Source organism: Bacillus sp. TH13 (assembly GCF_016651175.1).
Taxonomy (GTDB): domain Bacteria; phylum Bacillota; class Bacilli; order Bacillales; family Bacillaceae_G; genus Bacillus_A; species Bacillus_A thuringiensis_S.
Window position 1 is genome coordinate 88,855 of the sequence record NZ_JAEKEJ010000021.1, and the last position, 18,743, is coordinate 107,597.

An 18,743-nucleotide genomic window follows, 5' to 3' on the forward strand; every position below is an offset into this window, starting at 1 on the left:
ATTGTTGTGTCACATTCTATTATTATATGTGCTCTAAAAATTTCCGAACCTCATTTGGAGATTTTAAAACAATAACCTTTTTCTCTTCGGACAATTGCTCTAACCCTTTTAAAATTGTAGGTCGTTTAGCATTAGGATATTCCCATATCCATTTAAAAAATTGCAAATCAAATCTTTCTTCACATCCCACTCCCATATCCGGTCTAGTTTTATTTCGATATTTTACAATTCTTTTAAAAGCCCTATAAACACAAATTGTTCTATGAATATCAAGGAAGATAATTGTATCAGCTGCATTCAGTCTTATACCCATCGTCCCGCCGTAATTCCCATCAATAATCCATTTCTCATCTTTAATTAAGTTATTTTGAACTGTTATTTGTTCTTCTCTCGGAACACCTTCCCAATTCGGTTTCCAAAATAATGCATCAAGATGATGCACCTTAATATTTAATTTATTCCCTAACTGCCTTGCTAATGTAGATTTTCCTGAACCACCAGAACCAATTAATATTATTTTTTTCATACCTTTACGATACCTTCTATAACTTCTTCAATATCTTCCTTATTAGCAAAAATCCAGAAGAACATTTCTTCATTTAACTTTAATAAATCTGGTAACTGTACAAAATAAGCAATAAAGATAATTTGAATTGAAAGCATAACATACCAAATGGCTTTTAGTTCTTCTTTCGTTGAATCATTTTGTTTATAATAACCTTCAAAGACTTTGCTAACGATATGTAACCATTTCCCTCTTAATCTTTCATCACTAAATAGCCCGCTTAATATACTTGTACAGCAATAACATAAATCAAATGTTTTTACATTATTTTCTAAATTTTCGAAATCTATAAACCCTTCCAGTTTATCATCTTTAAAGATTACATTTGATAGATGCATATCACGATGAATAATTTGTCTCGGTAATGGATGGACCGTTTCCTTAAAAGCTGTGTGCATTCGCTCCATCTTTTGAATTACCTCTCGATGAACATGCTCATTCTTTTCTAAAATCGGTATAGCCCATTCAAATACCGTCTTATATAAATCTCTTTTTATTAACTCATGGTCACTATTCACCGAATGTAATGCTTTGTGCAGATTAGCTATTTCTTCTCCAATTGTACTTGCTAGCCCTTCCAGCTTATTCGTATCTTTTATTTCTAAAACACTTCCGGCAATATACTCATATAAGCAATAATATTTTTCTTTATATAATACATATCGTTCATCATTTTCTGTCTTTACTACTCTCTGTACTTTAATTCCCTTTTCATACAGTTGCTCCAAAACATCGAATTCAACTAGAAGTTGCTTTATCGATCCCGTTCTCTTTAAAATATACTCTTTATTCTTGCATATAACCTTCGCTGCTTTTGGTTGAATTACAGTAACTGTGACATGTTCATTTTGAAACCAAAACTTTGCAATTTCCAGTGTTTGTTCCATTTACAAATACCCCTTTTACCATTCTTATTTCTTCCGAAAAATAACCTCACACAGTATCCCCACTCCAACACCAATTGTATAAGCCACTAAATCACTCCACAAAAAACCGTATCCCAACACGAGTCCGCCCAAAGTCGTTGCACGAATGTTATCTATCCATTCCGCATGATACAATTGGCTCACTTCAATCCCGTAGCAAAACATTAAACTAATAAAAGCCAACTTCTTCGTTTCTGTTTTAGGAAACAAAAATCCAAAGCCAGTGAAAATCATTAATGCCCATAAAGCATCACCTAAGTAATCATTTAATAGATGTGGTAGTGCAAAAGCAAACTTTCTTGAGCTAAGACCTAAAATAATAACAACTATAGTAAATAGTGCATATAATACTCTATTTCGTTTCTTATTCATTTTAAAGTCTCCTAATATATAATGTAAAACTGTAAATAGCTAGTAAAACAAAGTTATTTTACTAGCTATTTATTAATTGCTTTTATGATAAGAAAATGTGGATTCATATTTAAATAATGATATGATTTTTCGCTTACTTCTTTCATTTTTTCAATTGCCTTCGGTTCCACTATCTCTTCTAATACAAAATAATTTGTAGTTTCATTTATTATGTCTTGTAATGACCTTCTGAAAAACTTGACTTCAATAGTAATATTCGGTTTAACCCAAGTATCTATTAATAACTGTTTTTCAAAATAATTTTCACATGGAAACTTTGTGAAATCCATAAAAGGATGATGAGTAGAATAAATAAGTTCTCCACCTGGCTTCAATACACGACGAAATTCTTGAAATACTTGATTCCAATTTTCTAAGTAATGAAGAGTTAACGAACTTACAATCACATCATACGTACTATCTTCAAATGGCAATGTTTCTTGCAGATCATGACAAAGGAACGTTGCTTTGTCCCCTATACTTTCTTTCGCGGCTTTTACCATTTCAGGACTTACATCAATTGCTGTAACATTTGCTCCTCTTCCTATGAATTGAGAAGTATACCATCCAGCTGCACATCCAGCATCTAGTATCTTTTTTCCTTCTAGTTCCTTTGGAATAAGCTCCATCATCGCCGGTCTTTCATAATAACTGTTATATGGATTTGCGAAATCTAGATTTTCTTTATATGTACTCGCTAATTTATCATACGTATCTTTAATCGAATCTTTCATTACACACACTCCTAATACATATTAATCCATTAACTCCTGCTGCTTTTTCTTTGAAAATGATTGTAGTACTAAATCATACGACCAATCAATCATTTTATTTATTTGCTCCTGTTCTATACCCTTATGAATATAAACGGTATTCCAATGTTTTTTATTCATATGATACCCTGGAATAATTGTTTCTGGATAATCTTCTCTTATTCTTAATGCGACTTCTGGATTACACTTCAATGTAATCGCAGCTTTTTCACCTTCTTCATGATTTACTATCGCAAATATTTTATTATTAAGCCTCATACATGTTGCACTCCAACCATCTGGAGAATCTTCTGTCGCTTTTCTTTTCGATAAACAGTACGCTCTTGTTGCATTCATTTTAATTGGCACCTCTTTATTCTTTCCCTATTTGATTACGGTGCATCACAATTTGCTTCGTCGCTTCAAATTGCTGCTCACCGTAAAACTTTATTAGCTTCTCTCCGCAAAATAGACTAACAATATCAATATGAGATATTTCTCGAAGTAATATTGTAAGCACCTTCTCTCCAATACCTTTACTTCTTACACTCTCATGTACGACAACATCTTCAATGTACGCTCGAAAAACACCATCAGAAACGACTCTAGCAAATCCAACTAATTCATTTTCTTCCCATACTCCAATGGCTATGCTATTCATTAACATTTTTTCAATATCGACTTCTTTTCTTTCTGGCCACCAACCGACAGAATCATAAAGTTTTTTTATTTTTTCTGCACAGATTGGTTGTTCTTGTTGCAATTTATACGTGTACATATGCTTTCTCCCATCAACCAGTATACATAATATTATTATCCCGCTATTTGCCGGGCAGTAAGACCCCACCTCAAAATCCAGCGAAAGTAAAGAAGTTAGATGGGGGATCGGGCTGTCCGTAAAACCCCCACTGATTAAAGTTTCACTTTATAATCTCTTTTCAAAAAAGTACTGACTATGACCTTTCGGGTGATCTTCAACGATACCATACTCCCTATAACCGTGCTTTTTATAGAATTCTGGTGCTTGGAAACTAAATGAATCTAGCAATATTAATCTACACCCTTTTTCCTTCGCAATACCTTCAATTTTATGTAACAGTTGACTGCCATAACCGTCATAACGAACTGATTCATCAACCCATAAAAAGTCGATATGAAGGTGATAAAAATACATCGTACCTGTTACGCCACCAAAAATTTTTCCTTCTTCATTTTTTACTACAAGACTTACTTCTTCCATCGTCTGTCTTGCCTCACCTGTTAAGATGGACATATTATATTGAATAACTTTATTTTTAATATATTCTCCTTCAGTACGTGTACCGTTCTCTATATGTTTCATATACATTGCTTCCTTTCAGCTTAGTAAGCTACATTTTATTCTTTCTCTTTAAAATACTAATACATACGAATCCACCATATGTAACAAAGCATGAAAAGCCAATTATCCCTGGTACAGAGACATAGCCTATCCTTATGTAACTTATAACTGCAAAACAAGCGATAGACAATAAAATAGATGACCAAAATATAAGAGTTGCTTTTCTTCGTCCTTGTTTTGATTTACTTTCTTTCTCTTCAGAAACACGTGTGCCAAAAAGCAATACAATACAAATAAGGATCGCTGCAAAGTAAATTGTATCTAATGACAGATTATGATCGTAAATCGCGATTCCAACTTCCATAGCGATAATCGTTAAAATTAAAATGATAATCGTTGAAGTTTTTAAGTTTCTCTTCAATTGTTCACCTCTAGCATGCTTTCACTATATTCTTTGTATATGTACTTTAAAACTACTGCAAAAGCTTCATCTACCTCTCTATTTTCACGGCGATTCGGTAAATCTTTTCCCCCAATCACATAAAGAAGCGGAAATTCGTTAAACATTCCTATTATGCCAATATTTATTGTAGCTGTGAGCAATCCACCTGTCATATGAGCTAAATGATAATATGGGATTTCTTCATACTCTCCTTGTTGTCTTACCATGCCACTAATAATTGGTTCCCATAATTCTGGTTCTGATTTATAACCTTGAAAGATTTGTATGAAAAGGGCAAGAACTTCATTTAATTCTCCAACATTTTTCTCATCTCTAGCATTCTCTTGTATATGAATTTTTGAAAAGTACGTTTGTGCATACATTTTCACAGCATCCCATCCACCACAGTGCATTACAACTGACTGTGCAACGTAACTATCATGACAAGCTATCATTACCTCTACCGCTTGACTAAGTGTTAAAGAAGTTCTTCCTTGTAAATGCGGATATAACTGCGCACTATCTTCATGCGGATTAAATTTAATGTGATGAAGTATATCATTCCAATTATGTTTATTTTCCTTCACCATTTGCGTTACTACAAATCCAATGACTAATTTTGCTGCTGATGCTAACGGAATATTTAATTCACTATTATATGAAGCAACTATACGATTGTTTTTTGTAGAATAAATTGCCATTCCCACATAATTAGATTGTACCTCTTTTATTTTATTTATGACAGTTTCCATTTCCACCCCTCTTTTCATATCGTTATATTAACTTCTAATAATTCAATATTGAATATAAAAAACCTTTTCATCAGCTATTAAAATAAGAAAAAGGTAGCATGAATTTTTTCTTGCTACCGAAAAATATTTATCCTTCTATAGGATTTTCAGGACCGTTAAGCTCCAGCTCGATAAAAAGCTAAATCTAGCCATTTATTAAACTTATAACCAGCTTTTTTATTGTCCCTGCATGAACAAACCCATAGTTTTGATGCAAGGCAATACTTTTCTCATTCTCTGCATCAATTCCAGCAATTAAGGTCATATACTCTCTTTCCTTCGCAATTTTGATTAATTCTTTCATGAATGAAGACCCAATGCCATTTTTTCTATATGTCTTATCTACATACACAGAATGTTCAACTGAATATTTATAAGCGGGCCACGCTCTAAATGGGCCGAATGTCGCAAATCCTACTACTTTATTATCTAATTCGTATATGAAAATTGGATACCCTTCGGCCTTTTTTTGTTCATACCAATCTACTCTATTTTCAAGGGTTACAGGTTTATACGCATATACAGCTGTTGTATAAAGTATCGCATCGTTATAAATATCTAAAATGTATGCTAAATCTCTTTTCGTTGCTTCCCTTATCATTGTTTTCTTCCTTTCATCATGTTCATCTTATTTCACTATCTTTTTAATAGTTTTATTTTACAGAAATTTCCGATTTTTATCTACGTACGAATACTAGCTTTTTGGAAACCATCAAATATATTTATTGCAGCAGATAACGTATAGAAGAAAATTCCTCCCCCAATGAGCCACGTTTTAAACTCCTCTGGGGAAATAGTAAATACATTTGCCAAATACGTAATAAATCCTGCGTTAAATAAATGTGGATTTACTACAATTACAATGAATACTATTGTTCCAGCTATTTGGAGTATAGCATTTCCAATCGCCAATCTTTGCGTCCATTGTCCCTGTACTAACTTATAAAGAGATATACCTATTTCAAAAACAATCACAATAGCAACGATTGGCCAATACTGAAGTAATACATCTTGATTAAACGTCGGCGCAACAAACTTCAATCCATTTTCCGTACCATTGTATACGCCAACGAGATGATTCGCATAAAAGTAAAGTGTAGCCCATATTGCCGTCCACATTAGACCTCCAAACACTTCAAACTTTGAGATCGCCTTTTTCTTCGGGATATACGAAATATTTTTCAAATCATCTGGCGTCCATTTTTTTAAACTTGTTGTTAATGGTTGTGGGTCCTTTTCTTTATCCGTTCTTTCTATAACAGCAAACACAATTGTCAGCCAGAAAAATACTTGGAAACCTACTTCAAATGTTCTTCCAATGCCTTCACCTATCAATTTTAAAATAACATTTAATACAGCCTGATCACCACTATAACTAATAAAATTTTCTGCAACCATTGAAATAAGCGCAATTACAACTGCGATTGGTAAGATCATTTTTAATAATGTCATATATACATCAAAATAACGTGGTCCAATTAAATGCATTGGTCTATCCAAGTACCCATTAGCTAATGAAACTGGACTTCCCAATTTTTCAAGAACTCTTTTTTCATCATCTTCATTATAATCATCCGGTAACATATCCTCGATTGTTGACCGTAGTTCAAGAATAATATCTTCACGATTTTTTTCAGGTAATCTCTTCGCTACTTCCTCGACATAAATATCAATTAAATTCATTCTTGTCCTCCTTCTTTAATAAGTTATAAAGTTCCTTCGAATCCTTTATCCATTCCTTTTTTAACTGCAAAAATATCTCTAATCCGTATTCACTCAAAACGTAATACTTACGAGGTCTACTCTCCGTTTTATCCCAACTACTCGTCACTAGCTCTTGCTTTTCTAATCGGCGAAGTAGTGGATATAAAGTACTTTGATCGATTGTGATCCCTGATTTCTCCAATAATTGGACAAGTGAATACCCATACTGCGGTGTTCTTAACTGGCTTAAAACCGCTAATGTTAATGTCCCTCTTCTTAGTTCAGTAATTAACGAATTTAATAAAGCATCCATTCACTCACCTCTTTTCCATTACTATATGTCATACAGTATATGTTTTATACTATGTATCGTACAGTATTAGTGTGATAAAAACAATGCGTATTTACAAAAAATAGATAATAAAAAAGCACAAACTATATAATTTGTGCTTTTCTTGTTAATTTGAACGGCTATTACAACCTTAATTTTGTACCTCTTGTAATAGAAACTCTCCTTTTTCTTTAGTAAATGGGATAACGCCTACAATTGCCTCAATATTAATTACTCCATATACATGCGGATATTCTTGACCGTTAGAAGCAAGTTCATATTTTATTTCTGCTTTTATTAAGGATGGATCGATTGTCAGTAATAAAACATCTTCTTCATGATTAAAATATTTTTCAGCAACTTTTAAAGCTTGCTGTAAAAATGAACAATGAATAAATCCCTCTTCTTTAAGTGAAGCTTCATTAACTTCTCCATCTACCTTTGCGATTTCCCAATTTCTTTTTGTTATTACTTTTGTTATCATAGTTATCCTCTCTCCATGTCTTTATATAGAAAAACAAGAGGTTCTTCTTTTTGTTACTAGAAAATCCTCTTGTATGTAATATTTATTTTAATCCATTAATTAAAGGTGATATTTCTCCGCTATGGAAAATCCATAAATCATGGAGTGACCTTGTACATCCGACATAAAGTAACTTCGCATCATGTTTCGTATTTTTATAATGTTCTTCATCAACATCGATTAATAGAACAGCATCAAATTCTAGCCCTTTTGCCAAGTATACAGGTACTACTGAAATACCACCTTCATATTTACTTTGATCTGCTTCAATAACGTTTACAGCCAATCCTGCTTTTGTTAATTTCTCATATATATCGCGGCATTCATCGTCTGTTCTTCCTATTACCGCAATGGTTTTCACATCTTCGTTTTGTAGATGTTTTAACGTCTTCATAATCTCATTAAATTGATCTTCTGCATGGATTACCTTAACATCTTCACCACTGCGAAAAACTGGTGTTGCGAGCCCAACTGGAATCTCTGCATTTTTAATTATTTCGTTCGCAAATTCTATAATTTCTTTTGTAGAACGATAACTTCTCGTCAGTTCATAATAACCTGTTTCTTGGAATACTTCTTTAAAAGCACTCCAATCTTCAATTCCTTGATAATCATAAATTGCTTGAGATAAATCACCTAATATAGTAAAAGAATTACCTAGTGTAATTTCTTTTAATACATAAACTTGGAATGGTGAAAAATCTTGCGCTTCATCAATAACGACGTGATGGAATTTCTGTCCGATTTCAATACCTGTTATGCGGTGATGTATGTAAATTAAAGCTGGTAAATCTTCTACATACACTTCTTTTTTACGACAACTCTTTTCAGTTTCTTTCACAAGTTCTTCAGGCAATACTTCGAGTATTTCTTTACTTTTCAATATTGAACTATATAGTGAAAGTGGGCTCATTTTCGGCCAAAACTTCATATAAGTGTTCAATCTCTTTGTCGCTTCTTTTTTTAATAATTTCTTCTCGTTTTTTTCTCCATACTTTTTCAGTTCAATTTCAATCCAGCGCTTCATTCGGCCGACTAATCTTTCTCTTCTTTTCTTTAATGGATAATGTTTATATTCAACTTGCATCCATTTTTTTATGTCTTCTACTGGAATAATAGCTTTGTCCCATGCCTCAAAATCACTTGTTGGTATTAATTCATTTTCAAATTGAATCATTCTCTCTTCAATAAAGGACTTAAATTCCAGTGTACCTTTCAATTTACCGAGCATAACCTTTTCTTCATCACGATTAATAGAAAATGCTTCTTTCAATTTTTCTTCTGTCTGCTTTAGTTTCACTGAATCATCTAACGTACGTAATGCCCAATCCGGAAACGTTGTTTGACTAATATTCCCCACACCTAATTCAGGAAGTACACTCGAAATATAGTCTAAAAACAGACTATTCGGCGCAAATACAATCATTCTTTCTGCTTCTAGTTGTTCACGGTATTCATAAATTAAAAAAGCAAGGCGATGTAACGCAATTGTTGTCTTCCCGCTCCCTGCAACCCCTTGAATTAATAATGGCAAGTTTCTTTCCGCACGAATAATATCATTTTGTTCCGATTGAATCGTTGAAACAATATCCTTTAGCTTATTATCTTTATTCTCACCTAATCGATATAGAAGAAAATCATCGGCATGTGATACATCTTCATTTCCTTTTACATATGTATCAACAACACGTTCAAGTTCTCTTTTTCGAATAGAAATGTTTCGTTTTAAATACACATCACCTTCTACTAACCCATCTGGTGATTGGTAAAATGCTAATTCTTCTCCACCGGTAAATGAATAAAACATACTTGCGACAGGTGCTCTCCAATCAATAATGATTGGTTTCATCGTGTCCATATCCGAAACCCCTACTTTTCCAATATAAATCGGCATAACTTCTTCTTTACCATCTTCCTGAAAATCTAACCTTCCAAAGTACGGCTCTTGCACACCAATACGTAAATTTTGTCTATTAGACTCTCTCATACTTTCAAGAATTTGCTCTTTAAAATCTTCCCCATAATAAACCGGGGTTTTTTCAAGCTTATCCAATTGCTCATCCATCATATGTAAAGTATCCTTCATTTTTTGTAACTCATCTTCAAATATGTTGCTCATTTCGACGATTCCCTCCTGTCCGTTCTAATTTTTCAGTCGAAGTATCATTGTATTAAAAATCCAATCATAAAGTCAATAGTTTCCATTTAAATTTTCCGAAAAAACTTACTTTTCATCTTTCTAATTTAAAAAGAATATGCAACATTTAAATCACACAACTACACATATATTAAATTGATGTATACAAAAACGACAATTATTCACACAATAAAAGTAAAAAGAGTAAGGATTTAATCCCTACTCTTTTTTACTTTAATTCGATATGATAAACATTCATTTAAAGATGATTGCTCTTTATATTTCCCAGCTTCAAAATCATACGCTCCTCCTGGGAAAATCCCAACTATACTTAAATGAGCCTCGGCACATAAATTACTAATCTCATCTACAGCATAGCAGCGTAAAGATTGTGTCACGATATCATTTGAAGAGTCTATTTCCCACCAATGGTCTAGCATTCTTGCATTTTCACTATCATATTCATACTTTCGCATTGCAGAACCAATGAGCATTTCTTGTCCATTTGCTTTTTCCAAATATAATGGTGGGTAAATATCAATAAATGCACACCCATCATCTTTCATCCAATTTTTAATTCGTTTTAATAGAATCAATTGTTCCTCATCTGTTCCTACACCAAATCCGTCTAAATAACTAACAACATCAAACTTTTCCTCAAAGTTAATTTTATAAAAATCAGCACAATGAATCGCAATGTCATTAATAGCATGTCCTCTAGCAAACATAACTAACTCTGGTACAATCTCAACAGTAGTCATTTTTACATCCAACTTAGACATCGCCCTTGCAAATCCGCCATTTCCAGCTCCTAGTTCTAACATCGTCTGAATTGGATATCCAACTTGTTCTTGCACTTCTTTAGCAACTTCCTGTAACCAATTTTCATTATTTATATCATAGCTTATTAGTTCAAATTGTTTTTTATAAAATTCTTTTACATTTAATTCGTTCATTATTATTCTCCTCCTGCAAATTATTTTTCTGCTACAGGTGAGAAACTAAATTTCTAATTCCCATGAAAAATCCTCCTTTTTATTTCCTTATATTTACAATTTATCAAAATAATAAGAATTTTGAAAGTGAAAGTATAAAAAATAGATAATGGATTATTCCACTATCTACTCTTTAGCTACTCTTATTTTTCTTTTTGATACTCCACCCAGTCACCAGAATCAATAACTTTCAATATCATCTTTTTATCTTGAGCGATATACACATATGCTTCTATTTCCCTATCAGCAATATATACTGTTTGCGTGATTCGATCATATAAATCGGTCTCCGCATTACCTGTATATTCTTCTAGTTCATCTAACTTACACAATATCTCATCATTTACTACATAAACTTCTCCATACACCTTTTCTTCAATCGAATAAGTCATGGCCGGATATCCTTCGTTCGTATCAAATAATTTTCCATATGTCCAAGCTCTGTCAGCGATGCATATTGCACCTAGCATATAATGAGCATTCGTTTGTCCTCTTCTTAACGTGCCATAAACGAAAACATGATACATAAAATCTTATCCCCTTTATATGTCTCTACTTTCTTATTTGTAAATAAGCACGAATCATAAAGTAACTCACTTCATTCGGAAGCTGTTCTTTAATAGATTTCAGACCACCCTCAGCATTTTGAACGGCAGTTTCAATAAGAGATTCATACTCTGCTGGAACAAAACTTTGCCACTCTACTTCCATTCCATCCTCGTAGCAGCGAATTAAATGGTTTTCGATTGTTTGTCTTGATAAGTTACGTTCTTTTGCAATCTCATTCAAATCAATACCTTGTTTATACATTTCATACGTTTCTAAATGAGAATTTGCGGACGCTTTTCCTGACTTTTTACGCTCTGCAACTACTTCTGTCTTAATCGTTTCAGCGTAATTTGGATTTTCCTCAATAAAATGCTGAACTGCTTGTAAGAAGTGTGAGCCATATTTCACAAGTTTGTGTTCTCCGATACCTTTTACCGTCAACAATTCGGAATCACTTTGCGGCATCTTCACGCACATATCTTTCAATGTTTGGTCAGAGAAAATAACGAACGGAGGTACACCTTCTCCTTGTGCAATTTCTTTACGTACTTCACGAAGCACTTCAAATAAAGGATGGTCTTGTACAATTTGTCTTGTCTCTACTCGTTCTTTTCGTAAAACATTCTCTTTACCAAGTAATACTTCTTTCCCTTTTTCTGTTACTTTTAATGTCGGATAAGTGCCATGTTCAACTGCAATTAACTCATCTGAAATTAAAAACTCAATAAACTCACTGACCTCTTTTACACTACGGTTCGATAAAAGCCCATACGTTGGTAAAGTATGAAAATTAAATTCAATAACTTTCTTATTTTTCGACCCCGTTAATACTTGCGCTATCATTTGCTTCCCAAAGCGTTGGTTCGTTCTAATCATGCATGATAAAACCATTTGTGATTCCCTTGTCACATCAATGCTCTCGCGATCGTCTGTACAATTACCACAGCGTCCACAATCTTCTTTCGGTTCTTCTCCAAAGTATTGCAAAATGAATGATTGTAAACATTGTTCTGTATGACAGTAATCTGTCATATTTTGCAATTTTTCAAGTTCATTTGAAAAACGTGATTCTCCAGTTGATTGATCAATTAAAAAACGCTGTACTTGTACATCTTGAGAAGAATATAACAATATACATGTACTATCTAATCCGTCACGACCAGCACGTCCCGCTTCTTGATAGTAACTTTCCATATTTTTTGGAAGCTGATAATGAATTACGTAACGAATATTCGATTTATCAATACCCATCCCGAATGCAGATGTTGCTACCATTACACTTACTTCATCTCGTAAAAAGAGTTCTTGTTGCTCATTTCGATCACTATCACTCATACCAGCATGATATTTTGATACAGAAACTCCTGCCTTCATTAAATCTTCATATAACTGATCGACCACTTTTCTAGTAGCTGCATATATAATCCCAGATTCCTTTTGATTTTGACGAATATAATCCGCCAAATATGCATTTCGATCTTGCCCTTTAATGACAGAAAACGATAAGTTCTCACGCTCAAACGTTGTCATAATTGTATTTTCTTGATTAATTTCAAGTGTGTTACAAATGTCCTCACGTACTTGCGGTGTTGCTGTTGCTGTTAATGCTAATACGAGCGGTTTTTCTGGAAGATAATCTAATATGCGATGTATATGTAAATAACTTGGACGGAAATCATGTCCCCACTGTGAAATACAGTGTGCTTCATCAATCGCAATCATAGGGATTTTCATATCGATAAGTTGGTCAACAAACTCCATCGAATCAAGACGCTCAGGCGCGACATAAAGTAATTTGTAATGTCCTTGTTTCGCTAATTGAATTCGCTGATTTGCTTCGGCAATAGAAATAGAACTATTAATATATGTAGCTGAAATGCCATTCTGTACCAATGTATCTACTTGATCCTTCATAAGTGATATTAAAGGCGATATAACCAACGTCGTTCCTTCAAATACTAATGCCGGAATTTGATAACAAATCGACTTACCGCCACCCGTTGGCATAATACATACTGTATCTTTCCCATCTAGTACATTTTTAATTGTTTCATCTTGTCCTCTTCGAAACGAAGAATAACCAAAGTAGGACGCTAAAAGTTCTTGTGCTTTAGTAAACAAAAAAGAGTCACCTGCTTTTCTTTATCTTTCATCTACTTCTATTATATCAATCACTTATGCGACTTGAAAGGGATGAATAGATGCTTATTGTTTTTTCATTATTCTATGTTTCTCCACCTATTTAATATGAATTAGCATCCGTGTTTTATATGTTTTACAACATTTATAACGTAAATCCAGTAAACATGAAGAAAGAGTTTCAATTTAAATATTCATTTTATTTCCCTTTCTTGAATACTACTAATCGTATACGTATAAATTCAGGAGGTTTCTATATGAAACATCATAATATGAGTTCCATCACGGCAAAAAAGAAAACAACACAACTCCAATTCTCTAATAATGATGCGTGGAAATATGAATCATACTATAAGTACCAGCCATTATTCTCTTATAAAAAGCTTTTTAATTTTCTTTCTCAACTTTTTAGACGTTAATATATGCGCAAAAAATATATCATTTGCAGAATTTTTCTCAATATTAAATGTATAGACTTACTACAATTCAGTTGTTACCATATATAATAATCTGTTGGATAAACCCCTTAAGTTGACCTGCTTATATTAGCAGGTCTTTTTCATGATTACTTACTTCTACACCTCAATCTCACTTCCAAGTCTTTTTTCCATTTTATAACCATATTTAAATCCCAACAATTAATGATAATCATAAATTGTTGGGATTTAAATTGTTCACATATAATTATGCAATTCTTCTTTCTCAATACACAAAACACATTTTACTTGTTACTATGAAAGTACTCCAGATGAGTTTTTGCTCATCGACATTATCTAGTTAATGGGGCCTGCCGCGGGAAGCAGGTCTCTTTGACTTTATTAAGGTCCCAATTTCATTTGGACACATTTACCAGGTTTTTTCAAAAGAATTTTATGATAACATTACGTAGTCGAGTCCGACATCTCGGCAATACCCTTTTGAGGGTCTGTAACTTCCCTTGCAGACCCTCTTTTACTTTATATTCAATTTATTCATATATACCACAAGATCATTCACCTAATTTCTCCAATTCAAATTCCCTAAAAATAATCTAGGACACGTAACTAAACATAAATCTATATCATACTTTGAGTTATACATGTTCAAAGGAGTGTTACTATTTATGTATTCTTATTGGCAATCGTATTACTCCCCCTACCATAACCCTTATGTAAACTATGATTTATCCGTACGTAACTACCGAATTAGTAAAAACGAGAATTTTTTAAAAGGGTATATGCGTTCTTTATGGGAACAACACGTCGCTTGGACGAGATTGGCTATTATAAGTATTGTATTTAATTTACCCGATGTTAACGTTACTGTTGGACGACTTCTACAAAACGCAACACATATGGGACTATCACTTGAACCATTTTACGGTGAAGATGCAGTAAAAAAATATAGTGCATTAATTAAAGATCACTTAGTCATTGCAGCAGATCTTGTTAAAGCCGCAAAAGCTGGTGATCAAAATGCAGCTGCCGCTATAGAGAAAAAATGGTACGCTAATGGTGATGAAATCGTTGAGTTTCTTAATAACATCAACCCATATATAGGAAAAGAAGAATTCCGAAAAATGTTTTATGAACATTTAGCACTAACGAAAGCAGAAGCACTTACCTTCCTAAATAAAGATTATGAAGCAGGAGTACAACTTTACGATAAAATTGAAAAAGAAGCATTAGAAATGGCCGACATGATAACAAACGCAATCGTAAAACAATTCCCACAAGTATTTCAATAAAGTGAAATGTTAATCAGAGTAGGTATTACTACTAAGTAATACTTGATAAAATAAGTCGATTTCCCAACATAAATCGGCTTATTTAACTTTCTCTCCATGATATTTCACCTCTCCTCTTTACATTTAGCTTATATCGATATATTTTATTAATATCCGTTTTTTATAGGAGGAAATAGTTTGATTAACGCGATTGGGCTCGTTTTTATACTTACAAATAAACACGAGAAAAAAAGAAAGTTTACCTAAATGAAAAATTTGCACTAATAGATATTATTGATTCTAAAGAAGTATTTGATGATGAAGGGAATCCTTTAGTAGAACTAACATGTAAATACAGTATATATTTAGATGAAAAATATTACTGTAAATCTCTCGATGATTATACTGGACAAGTCTTTCCTTTCTTAAGTGCAAAAATAGGAAAAGGTCTTCTAAGAAACTTAAACTACTACTTTTCTTACGTTGATGCCTATGATAAGAAACCACCAGTTAAAGAAATAAGACCGCTGATGAAACAAGTAACTAACAGATAGCGAAATATACAAAAAGGAAAGCATCTAGCTCTGGATGTTTTCTTTTTTATTAAAAACTCATTAATTCTCATCCTCTTCTAAAAGTATGTATCCAAGCATATTTTAAATTAAAAACATTGGAGGATTAGACTGAATGAAATACTCAGAAACAATTATAAGTAAACGACTTCGAATGCTTAAAATGACGGGTATGTTTTTCATGCTAGTATTAATAGCATGGATTGGATATACAAAATTACTTTATGAAAACGGATTTCTTCAAGAAAAAAAGAATTCAGTAGAAGTAATGAATACTAGCATTACAGGAGAAATAGAGCAGCTTTTTCATATAAACTTGCAAGGTTATCGAAAAACAAGCCTTGATGCTGTTATAGAAGCAAGTAAAACCGATCCAAGCGAACTATCCCTAATTGAACTGGTCAACAAATCCTGTTCGCGAGATTGCATAGGTGAGCCAGTAACATATGTAAACTTAAACAATGGATATATCTTTTATAAGGAATCTAATGGAACTAATGTAGCTATAACGGTTAAAAAGAAAGACACATGGGTAATTGTAAAGAAATCTGTTCAAGATGGAATATAACCACCCCAAAAAAGAGTACGTATCTTACTCTTTTTTATTATTAATACCCTTCATCTTCATCTCTACAATGGCATTTCGGTTTTGTTTTACAATGACATTTTTCACACTCACATTTCGGTTTCTCTTTGCAACAACATTCGTGAAAATCACTGCGTTTACATCTACATCTCCCAAACATTAAATTATCCCAAAATTTATTACAATTTCGGGAATGCCCACAATGACAAGTATTCCCCATGAATATGCTTCCTCCTTAATAGAATTCATCATATTCTATGTTTGAAAGTATACAAAGGCTTGTTTATTAGTCTATTTTCTCCATATTATAACTAGAGTTAGAAGATTACATAAAAATAAAAAGCCGTCACATGACGGCTTTTTATTTAGCAAACTACTCTTTTGTATAAAAAAATTTAATTCCTTTCGTATCTAACCAAGCCGTTGCTTTGTCCAGTTCGTTCCCTTGACGATAATCTGTCTCGAAATACACAAGTCCTTGGTTATTTCCGGGAGATATTATTCTAGAAGTATATCCAAGCTTATCCATCATTTGAATCATGTCAGGAATTAAATTTACACCAAATTCATAAGTAACTACTTTGTTATATTTATTCACTATAATTCCAACCCCTTCTTGTTTCTTTATTGGCTCAACAGTTTGATTTGTAAACCAAGCTAACGGTTTATTTCCAATTAGCTCATTTAAATCACACTTTCCGATACCAGCTACATTCCCTGTTTCTGTGTATTGCCAAATATCACATGGATACGCCGGTTTGTTACCACCATAACGAGGAATCCATACAAAATCAGAATTGACATTTGCCATTCCAAATGGAGCATACATATGATGAGCAATATATAAACCGACCTTCTTAGCTCCTAATCTACGTAATTCATCAATAAATGCTTGTGCACCCGCTCTCATATCGTTCATTGTTTTTACTTCTACGTCAGCTACCCAAACTGTGGCATTTTTTTCACCACGGTTCCAAAAGTCTCTTGCTTCTATCCGTGCATCCTCTACTGAAACGAAACGACAGAACGCATAATTACCAAACGGAATATTTCTTACTTTCATTGCTTGTACATAATTATTATATAAAGGATCAACATAAGTTGAACCATCTTGCACACGTGCAATTACGAAATCTAATTGTGGGGCTGCGATATCCCAGTTAATATTGCCATTCCATTTTGAAATATCTACAATGTAACCCATTATTCATCATCTCCTTTTTTATTATTATATTCAGAGAATGTATTTTTGACTCTTATCCCTTAAACAATCAAGTCAGTTTTTTAATTAGCAGTAGAGATTTTGTATTCATTGATAATGATTTTAAATTTAACTTATGTATCGAAAAATAGAATATTATTATAGATTTAAAAGATGATTATTCAAAAAAACTAAAGTACATAATTAAAACCACCTTTTTGATAGTTGGTTTTAATTATATATACATTGTCCATATTTGTGGTTACATAGTATATTATCGTGAGCCATTAAAATAATAAAAGCCAACTTGTATTTTTAACCCACTGATTAAAGTTTCACTTTATCTCACATACTCATAGTACCACTTACGCGCATCTAACCAAGCTGTAAATTTATCGATATTTCCAGCCGGATAGCCATTCGTTATAGCATAACCAATGCCATCTTTCTGAACGACAATTTGTCCGTCAATACCCGCATCAACCATCGCTTGAGCCAAAGCTTGTAAATTACTAAATGCTACACCGCCAGTTTTTACTTTGAGCAAATCCACTGTACCTCCTCCAGTTTGTCCTGTAAGAGCAAACACAATAGAATTAGCGATTTTATCAACATTCCATTTTGCCATGTCGGATTCATTATCAATAAATCCTAATTCTATAAGAATAGCAGGTGCTTTCGTCCCATTTAATACCGCTAAATCTGTACGCTGTTTTGCACCTCGATCACGCCATCCAATATCTTTTGCTAGTTGAGCTGAGATTTTAGCCGCCAAGTCTTTCTGATCATAATACAGAACCTCAACACCCTGTCCATTTCCATCGCTTGCATTAAGATGAAAAGAAATAACTAAATCCACAGCATGGGAATTGCTTTTACGAATGATATTATTTAAATTTTGTGATTGAGTTGTCCCTACCTCGTCCGTATCGTCATAAACCGTGTGTCCTAAGGCTCTTAACTTAGCCGCCACGGCATCTTTAACTTGCCTATCCAGAACGTGTTCTTTCCGATTCCCGAAATTAGCACCTTGAACAATACTATTGTGTCCTCCGTGCAAACTATATCTAGCCATTATTCATCAACATCTCCT

General features: G+C 33.1%; 21 protein-coding genes and 2 pseudogenes. 3 read left to right on the plus strand and 20 right to left on the minus strand.

The features are described from left to right. Positions 1-22: 22 nt before the first annotated feature. The 17 genes and pseudogenes from JFU02_RS06945 to recQ all read right to left on the minus strand — a co-directional run bounded on the left by JFU02_RS06945 (position 23) and on the right by recQ (position 13,568). Positions 23-526, minus strand: coding sequence for a DNA topology modulation protein (locus JFU02_RS06945; protein ID WP_000720564.1), 504 nt, complete (start codon positions 524-526; stop codon positions 23-25). Beyond that, entirely contained in the window at positions 523-1,452 is a 930-nt protein-coding gene (locus tag JFU02_RS06950; RefSeq protein WP_000438385.1) for a phosphotransferase enzyme family protein, read from the minus strand. Before JFU02_RS06950 ends, JFU02_RS06945 begins: the two co-directional genes overlap by 4 nt. A gap of 24 nt (positions 1,453-1,476) precedes the next feature. Further along, positions 1,477-1,863, minus strand: a complete 387-nt coding sequence (locus tag JFU02_RS06955; RefSeq protein ID WP_086406285.1) for a ribosomal maturation YjgA family protein — start codon at positions 1,861-1,863, stop codon at positions 1,477-1,479. 65 nt (positions 1,864-1,928) lie between these two features. Beyond that, the gene (locus JFU02_RS06960; RefSeq protein WP_086406286.1) at positions 1,929-2,636 is read right to left on the minus strand and encodes a class I SAM-dependent methyltransferase; all 708 of its coding nucleotides are present in this window, start codon (positions 2,634-2,636) and stop codon (positions 1,929-1,931) included. A 21-nt stretch (positions 2,637-2,657) separates the two neighbouring features. Beyond that, on the minus strand, positions 2,658-3,011 hold the full coding sequence (locus JFU02_RS06965) for an MmcQ/YjbR family DNA-binding protein (protein WP_000994626.1): 354 nt from the start codon (positions 3,009-3,011) through the stop codon (positions 2,658-2,660). Positions 3,012-3,027: 16 nt separating this feature from the next. Further along, positions 3,028-3,432 (minus strand): GNAT family N-acetyltransferase, encoded by a 405-nt coding sequence (locus JFU02_RS06970; protein WP_000288975.1) that lies wholly within the window; start codon positions 3,430-3,432, stop codon positions 3,028-3,030. Positions 3,433-3,579: 147 nt separating this feature from the next. Continuing rightward, entirely contained in the window at positions 3,580-3,996 is a 417-nt protein-coding gene (locus tag JFU02_RS06975; protein WP_098838577.1) for a GNAT family N-acetyltransferase, read from the minus strand. Between the two features lie 28 nt (positions 3,997-4,024). After that, positions 4,025-4,396: a hypothetical protein gene (locus JFU02_RS06980; protein WP_098838578.1), complete on the minus strand. Its 372-nt coding sequence runs from the start codon at positions 4,394-4,396 to the stop codon at positions 4,025-4,027. Then, on the minus strand, positions 4,393-5,169 hold the full coding sequence (locus JFU02_RS06985; protein WP_098316790.1) for a serine hydrolase: 777 nt from the start codon (positions 5,167-5,169) through the stop codon (positions 4,393-4,395). Before JFU02_RS06985 ends, JFU02_RS06980 begins: the two co-directional genes overlap by 4 nt. A gap of 127 nt (positions 5,170-5,296) precedes the next feature. Then, positions 5,297-5,809, minus strand: a pseudogene (locus tag JFU02_RS06990) (N-acetyltransferase family protein). Between the two features lie 80 nt (positions 5,810-5,889). Beyond that, on the minus strand, positions 5,890-6,891 hold the full coding sequence (locus JFU02_RS06995) for an HAAS signaling domain-containing protein (protein ID WP_201070445.1): 1,002 nt from the start codon (positions 6,889-6,891) through the stop codon (positions 5,890-5,892). Next, the gene (locus JFU02_RS07000) at positions 6,878-7,225 is read right to left on the minus strand and encodes a PadR family transcriptional regulator (RefSeq protein WP_098838579.1); all 348 of its coding nucleotides are present in this window, start codon (positions 7,223-7,225) and stop codon (positions 6,878-6,880) included. Before JFU02_RS07000 ends, JFU02_RS06995 begins: the two co-directional genes overlap by 14 nt. 169 nt (positions 7,226-7,394) lie before the next feature. Further along, on the minus strand, positions 7,395-7,727 hold the full coding sequence (locus tag JFU02_RS07005; protein WP_000629076.1) for a DUF952 domain-containing protein: 333 nt from the start codon (positions 7,725-7,727) through the stop codon (positions 7,395-7,397). 82 nt (positions 7,728-7,809) lie between these two features. Further along, positions 7,810-9,885 (minus strand): HelD family protein, encoded by a 2,076-nt coding sequence (locus JFU02_RS07010; RefSeq protein WP_086406290.1) that lies wholly within the window; start codon positions 9,883-9,885, stop codon positions 7,810-7,812. A gap of 230 nt (positions 9,886-10,115) precedes the next feature. After that, positions 10,116-10,859 (minus strand): class I SAM-dependent methyltransferase, encoded by a 744-nt coding sequence (locus tag JFU02_RS07015; RefSeq protein ID WP_097960202.1) that lies wholly within the window; start codon positions 10,857-10,859, stop codon positions 10,116-10,118. A 182-nt stretch (positions 10,860-11,041) separates the two neighbouring features. After that, positions 11,042-11,425 carry a gamma-glutamylcyclotransferase family protein gene (locus JFU02_RS07020; RefSeq protein ID WP_098316788.1) on the minus strand — a complete coding sequence of 128 codons (384 nt, stop codon included), beginning with the start codon at positions 11,423-11,425 and terminating at the stop codon, positions 11,042-11,044. 25 nt (positions 11,426-11,450) lie between these two features. After that, a complete protein-coding gene (gene recQ / locus JFU02_RS07025) occupies positions 11,451-13,568 on the minus strand; it encodes a DNA helicase RecQ (protein WP_000494275.1) in 2,118 nt (705 codons plus the stop codon). Between the two features lie 1,120 nt (positions 13,569-14,688). Here recQ and JFU02_RS07030 point away from each other — a divergent pair. From JFU02_RS07030 to JFU02_RS07040, 3 genes and pseudogenes are all read left to right on the plus strand, one after another. Then, positions 14,689-15,312 (plus strand): hypothetical protein, encoded by a 624-nt coding sequence (locus JFU02_RS07030; RefSeq protein ID WP_061666082.1) that lies wholly within the window; start codon positions 14,689-14,691, stop codon positions 15,310-15,312. Positions 15,313-15,489: 177 nt separating this feature from the next. Continuing rightward, positions 15,490-15,845, plus strand: a pseudogene (locus JFU02_RS07035) (cytoplasmic protein). Positions 15,846-15,978: 133 nt separating this feature from the next. After that, positions 15,979-16,431 carry a hypothetical protein gene (locus tag JFU02_RS07040; protein ID WP_000877577.1) on the plus strand — a complete coding sequence of 151 codons (453 nt, stop codon included), beginning with the start codon at positions 15,979-15,981 and terminating at the stop codon, positions 16,429-16,431. 24 nt (positions 16,432-16,455) lie between these two features. Here JFU02_RS07040 and JFU02_RS07045 read toward each other — a convergent pair whose 3' ends face one another. From JFU02_RS07045 to JFU02_RS07055, 3 genes are all read right to left on the minus strand, one after another. Beyond that, positions 16,456-16,605: a hypothetical protein gene (locus JFU02_RS07045; RefSeq protein WP_000503005.1), complete on the minus strand. Its 150-nt coding sequence runs from the start codon at positions 16,603-16,605 to the stop codon at positions 16,456-16,458. 217 nt (positions 16,606-16,822) lie between these two features. After that, positions 16,823-17,653, minus strand: a complete 831-nt coding sequence (locus tag JFU02_RS07050) for a GH25 family lysozyme (protein ID WP_000540627.1) — start codon at positions 17,651-17,653, stop codon at positions 16,823-16,825. A gap of 337 nt (positions 17,654-17,990) precedes the next feature. After that, positions 17,991-18,725 (minus strand): N-acetylmuramoyl-L-alanine amidase, encoded by a 735-nt coding sequence (locus JFU02_RS07055; protein WP_000135285.1) that lies wholly within the window; start codon positions 18,723-18,725, stop codon positions 17,991-17,993. Between the last annotated feature and the right edge of the window lie 18 nt (positions 18,726-18,743).

Bases quoted from the DNA above. Each gene is read 5' to 3' on its own strand.
- JFU02_RS06945 (WP_000720564.1), bottom strand. From the start codon at position 526: ATGAAAAAAATAATATTAATTGGTTCTGGTGGTTCAGGAAAATCTACA.
- JFU02_RS06950 (WP_000438385.1), bottom strand. From the start codon at position 1,452: ATGGAACAAACACTGGAAATTGCAAAGTTTTGGTTTCAAAATGAACAT.
- JFU02_RS06955 (WP_086406285.1), bottom strand. From the start codon at position 1,863: ATGAATAAGAAACGAAATAGAGTATTATATGCACTATTTACTATAGTT.
- JFU02_RS06960 (WP_086406286.1), bottom strand. From the start codon at position 2,636: ATGAAAGATTCGATTAAAGATACGTATGATAAATTAGCGAGTACATAT.
- JFU02_RS06965 (WP_000994626.1), bottom strand. From the start codon at position 3,011: ATGAATGCAACAAGAGCGTACTGTTTATCGAAAAGAAAAGCGACAGAA.
- JFU02_RS06970 (WP_000288975.1), bottom strand. From the start codon at position 3,432: ATGTACACGTATAAATTGCAACAAGAACAACCAATCTGTGCAGAAAAA.
- JFU02_RS06975 (WP_098838577.1), bottom strand. From the start codon at position 3,996: ATGAAACATATAGAGAACGGTACACGTACTGAAGGAGAATATATTAAA.
- JFU02_RS06985 (WP_098316790.1), bottom strand. From the start codon at position 5,169: ATGGAAACTGTCATAAATAAAATAAAAGAGGTACAATCTAATTATGTG.
- JFU02_RS06995 (WP_201070445.1), bottom strand. From the start codon at position 6,891: ATGAATTTAATTGATATTTATGTCGAGGAAGTAGCGAAGAGATTACCT.
- JFU02_RS07000 (WP_098838579.1), bottom strand. From the start codon at position 7,225: ATGGATGCTTTATTAAATTCGTTAATTACTGAACTAAGAAGAGGGACA.
- JFU02_RS07005 (WP_000629076.1), bottom strand. From the start codon at position 7,727: ATGATAACAAAAGTAATAACAAAAAGAAATTGGGAAATCGCAAAGGTA.
- JFU02_RS07010 (WP_086406290.1), bottom strand. From the start codon at position 9,885: ATGAGCAACATATTTGAAGATGAGTTACAAAAAATGAAGGATACTTTA.
- JFU02_RS07015 (WP_097960202.1), bottom strand. From the start codon at position 10,859: ATGAACGAATTAAATGTAAAAGAATTTTATAAAAAACAATTTGAACTA.
- JFU02_RS07020 (WP_098316788.1), bottom strand. From the start codon at position 11,425: ATGTATCATGTTTTCGTTTATGGCACGTTAAGAAGAGGACAAACGAAT.
- JFU02_RS07030 (WP_061666082.1), top strand. From the start codon at position 14,689: ATGTATTCTTATTGGCAATCGTATTACTCCCCCTACCATAACCCTTAT.
- JFU02_RS07040 (WP_000877577.1), top strand. From the start codon at position 15,979: ATGAAATACTCAGAAACAATTATAAGTAAACGACTTCGAATGCTTAAA.
- JFU02_RS07050 (WP_000540627.1), bottom strand. From the start codon at position 17,653: ATGGGTTACATTGTAGATATTTCAAAATGGAATGGCAATATTAACTGG.
- JFU02_RS07055 (WP_000135285.1), bottom strand. From the start codon at position 18,725: ATGGCTAGATATAGTTTGCACGGAGGACACAATAGTATTGTTCAAGGT.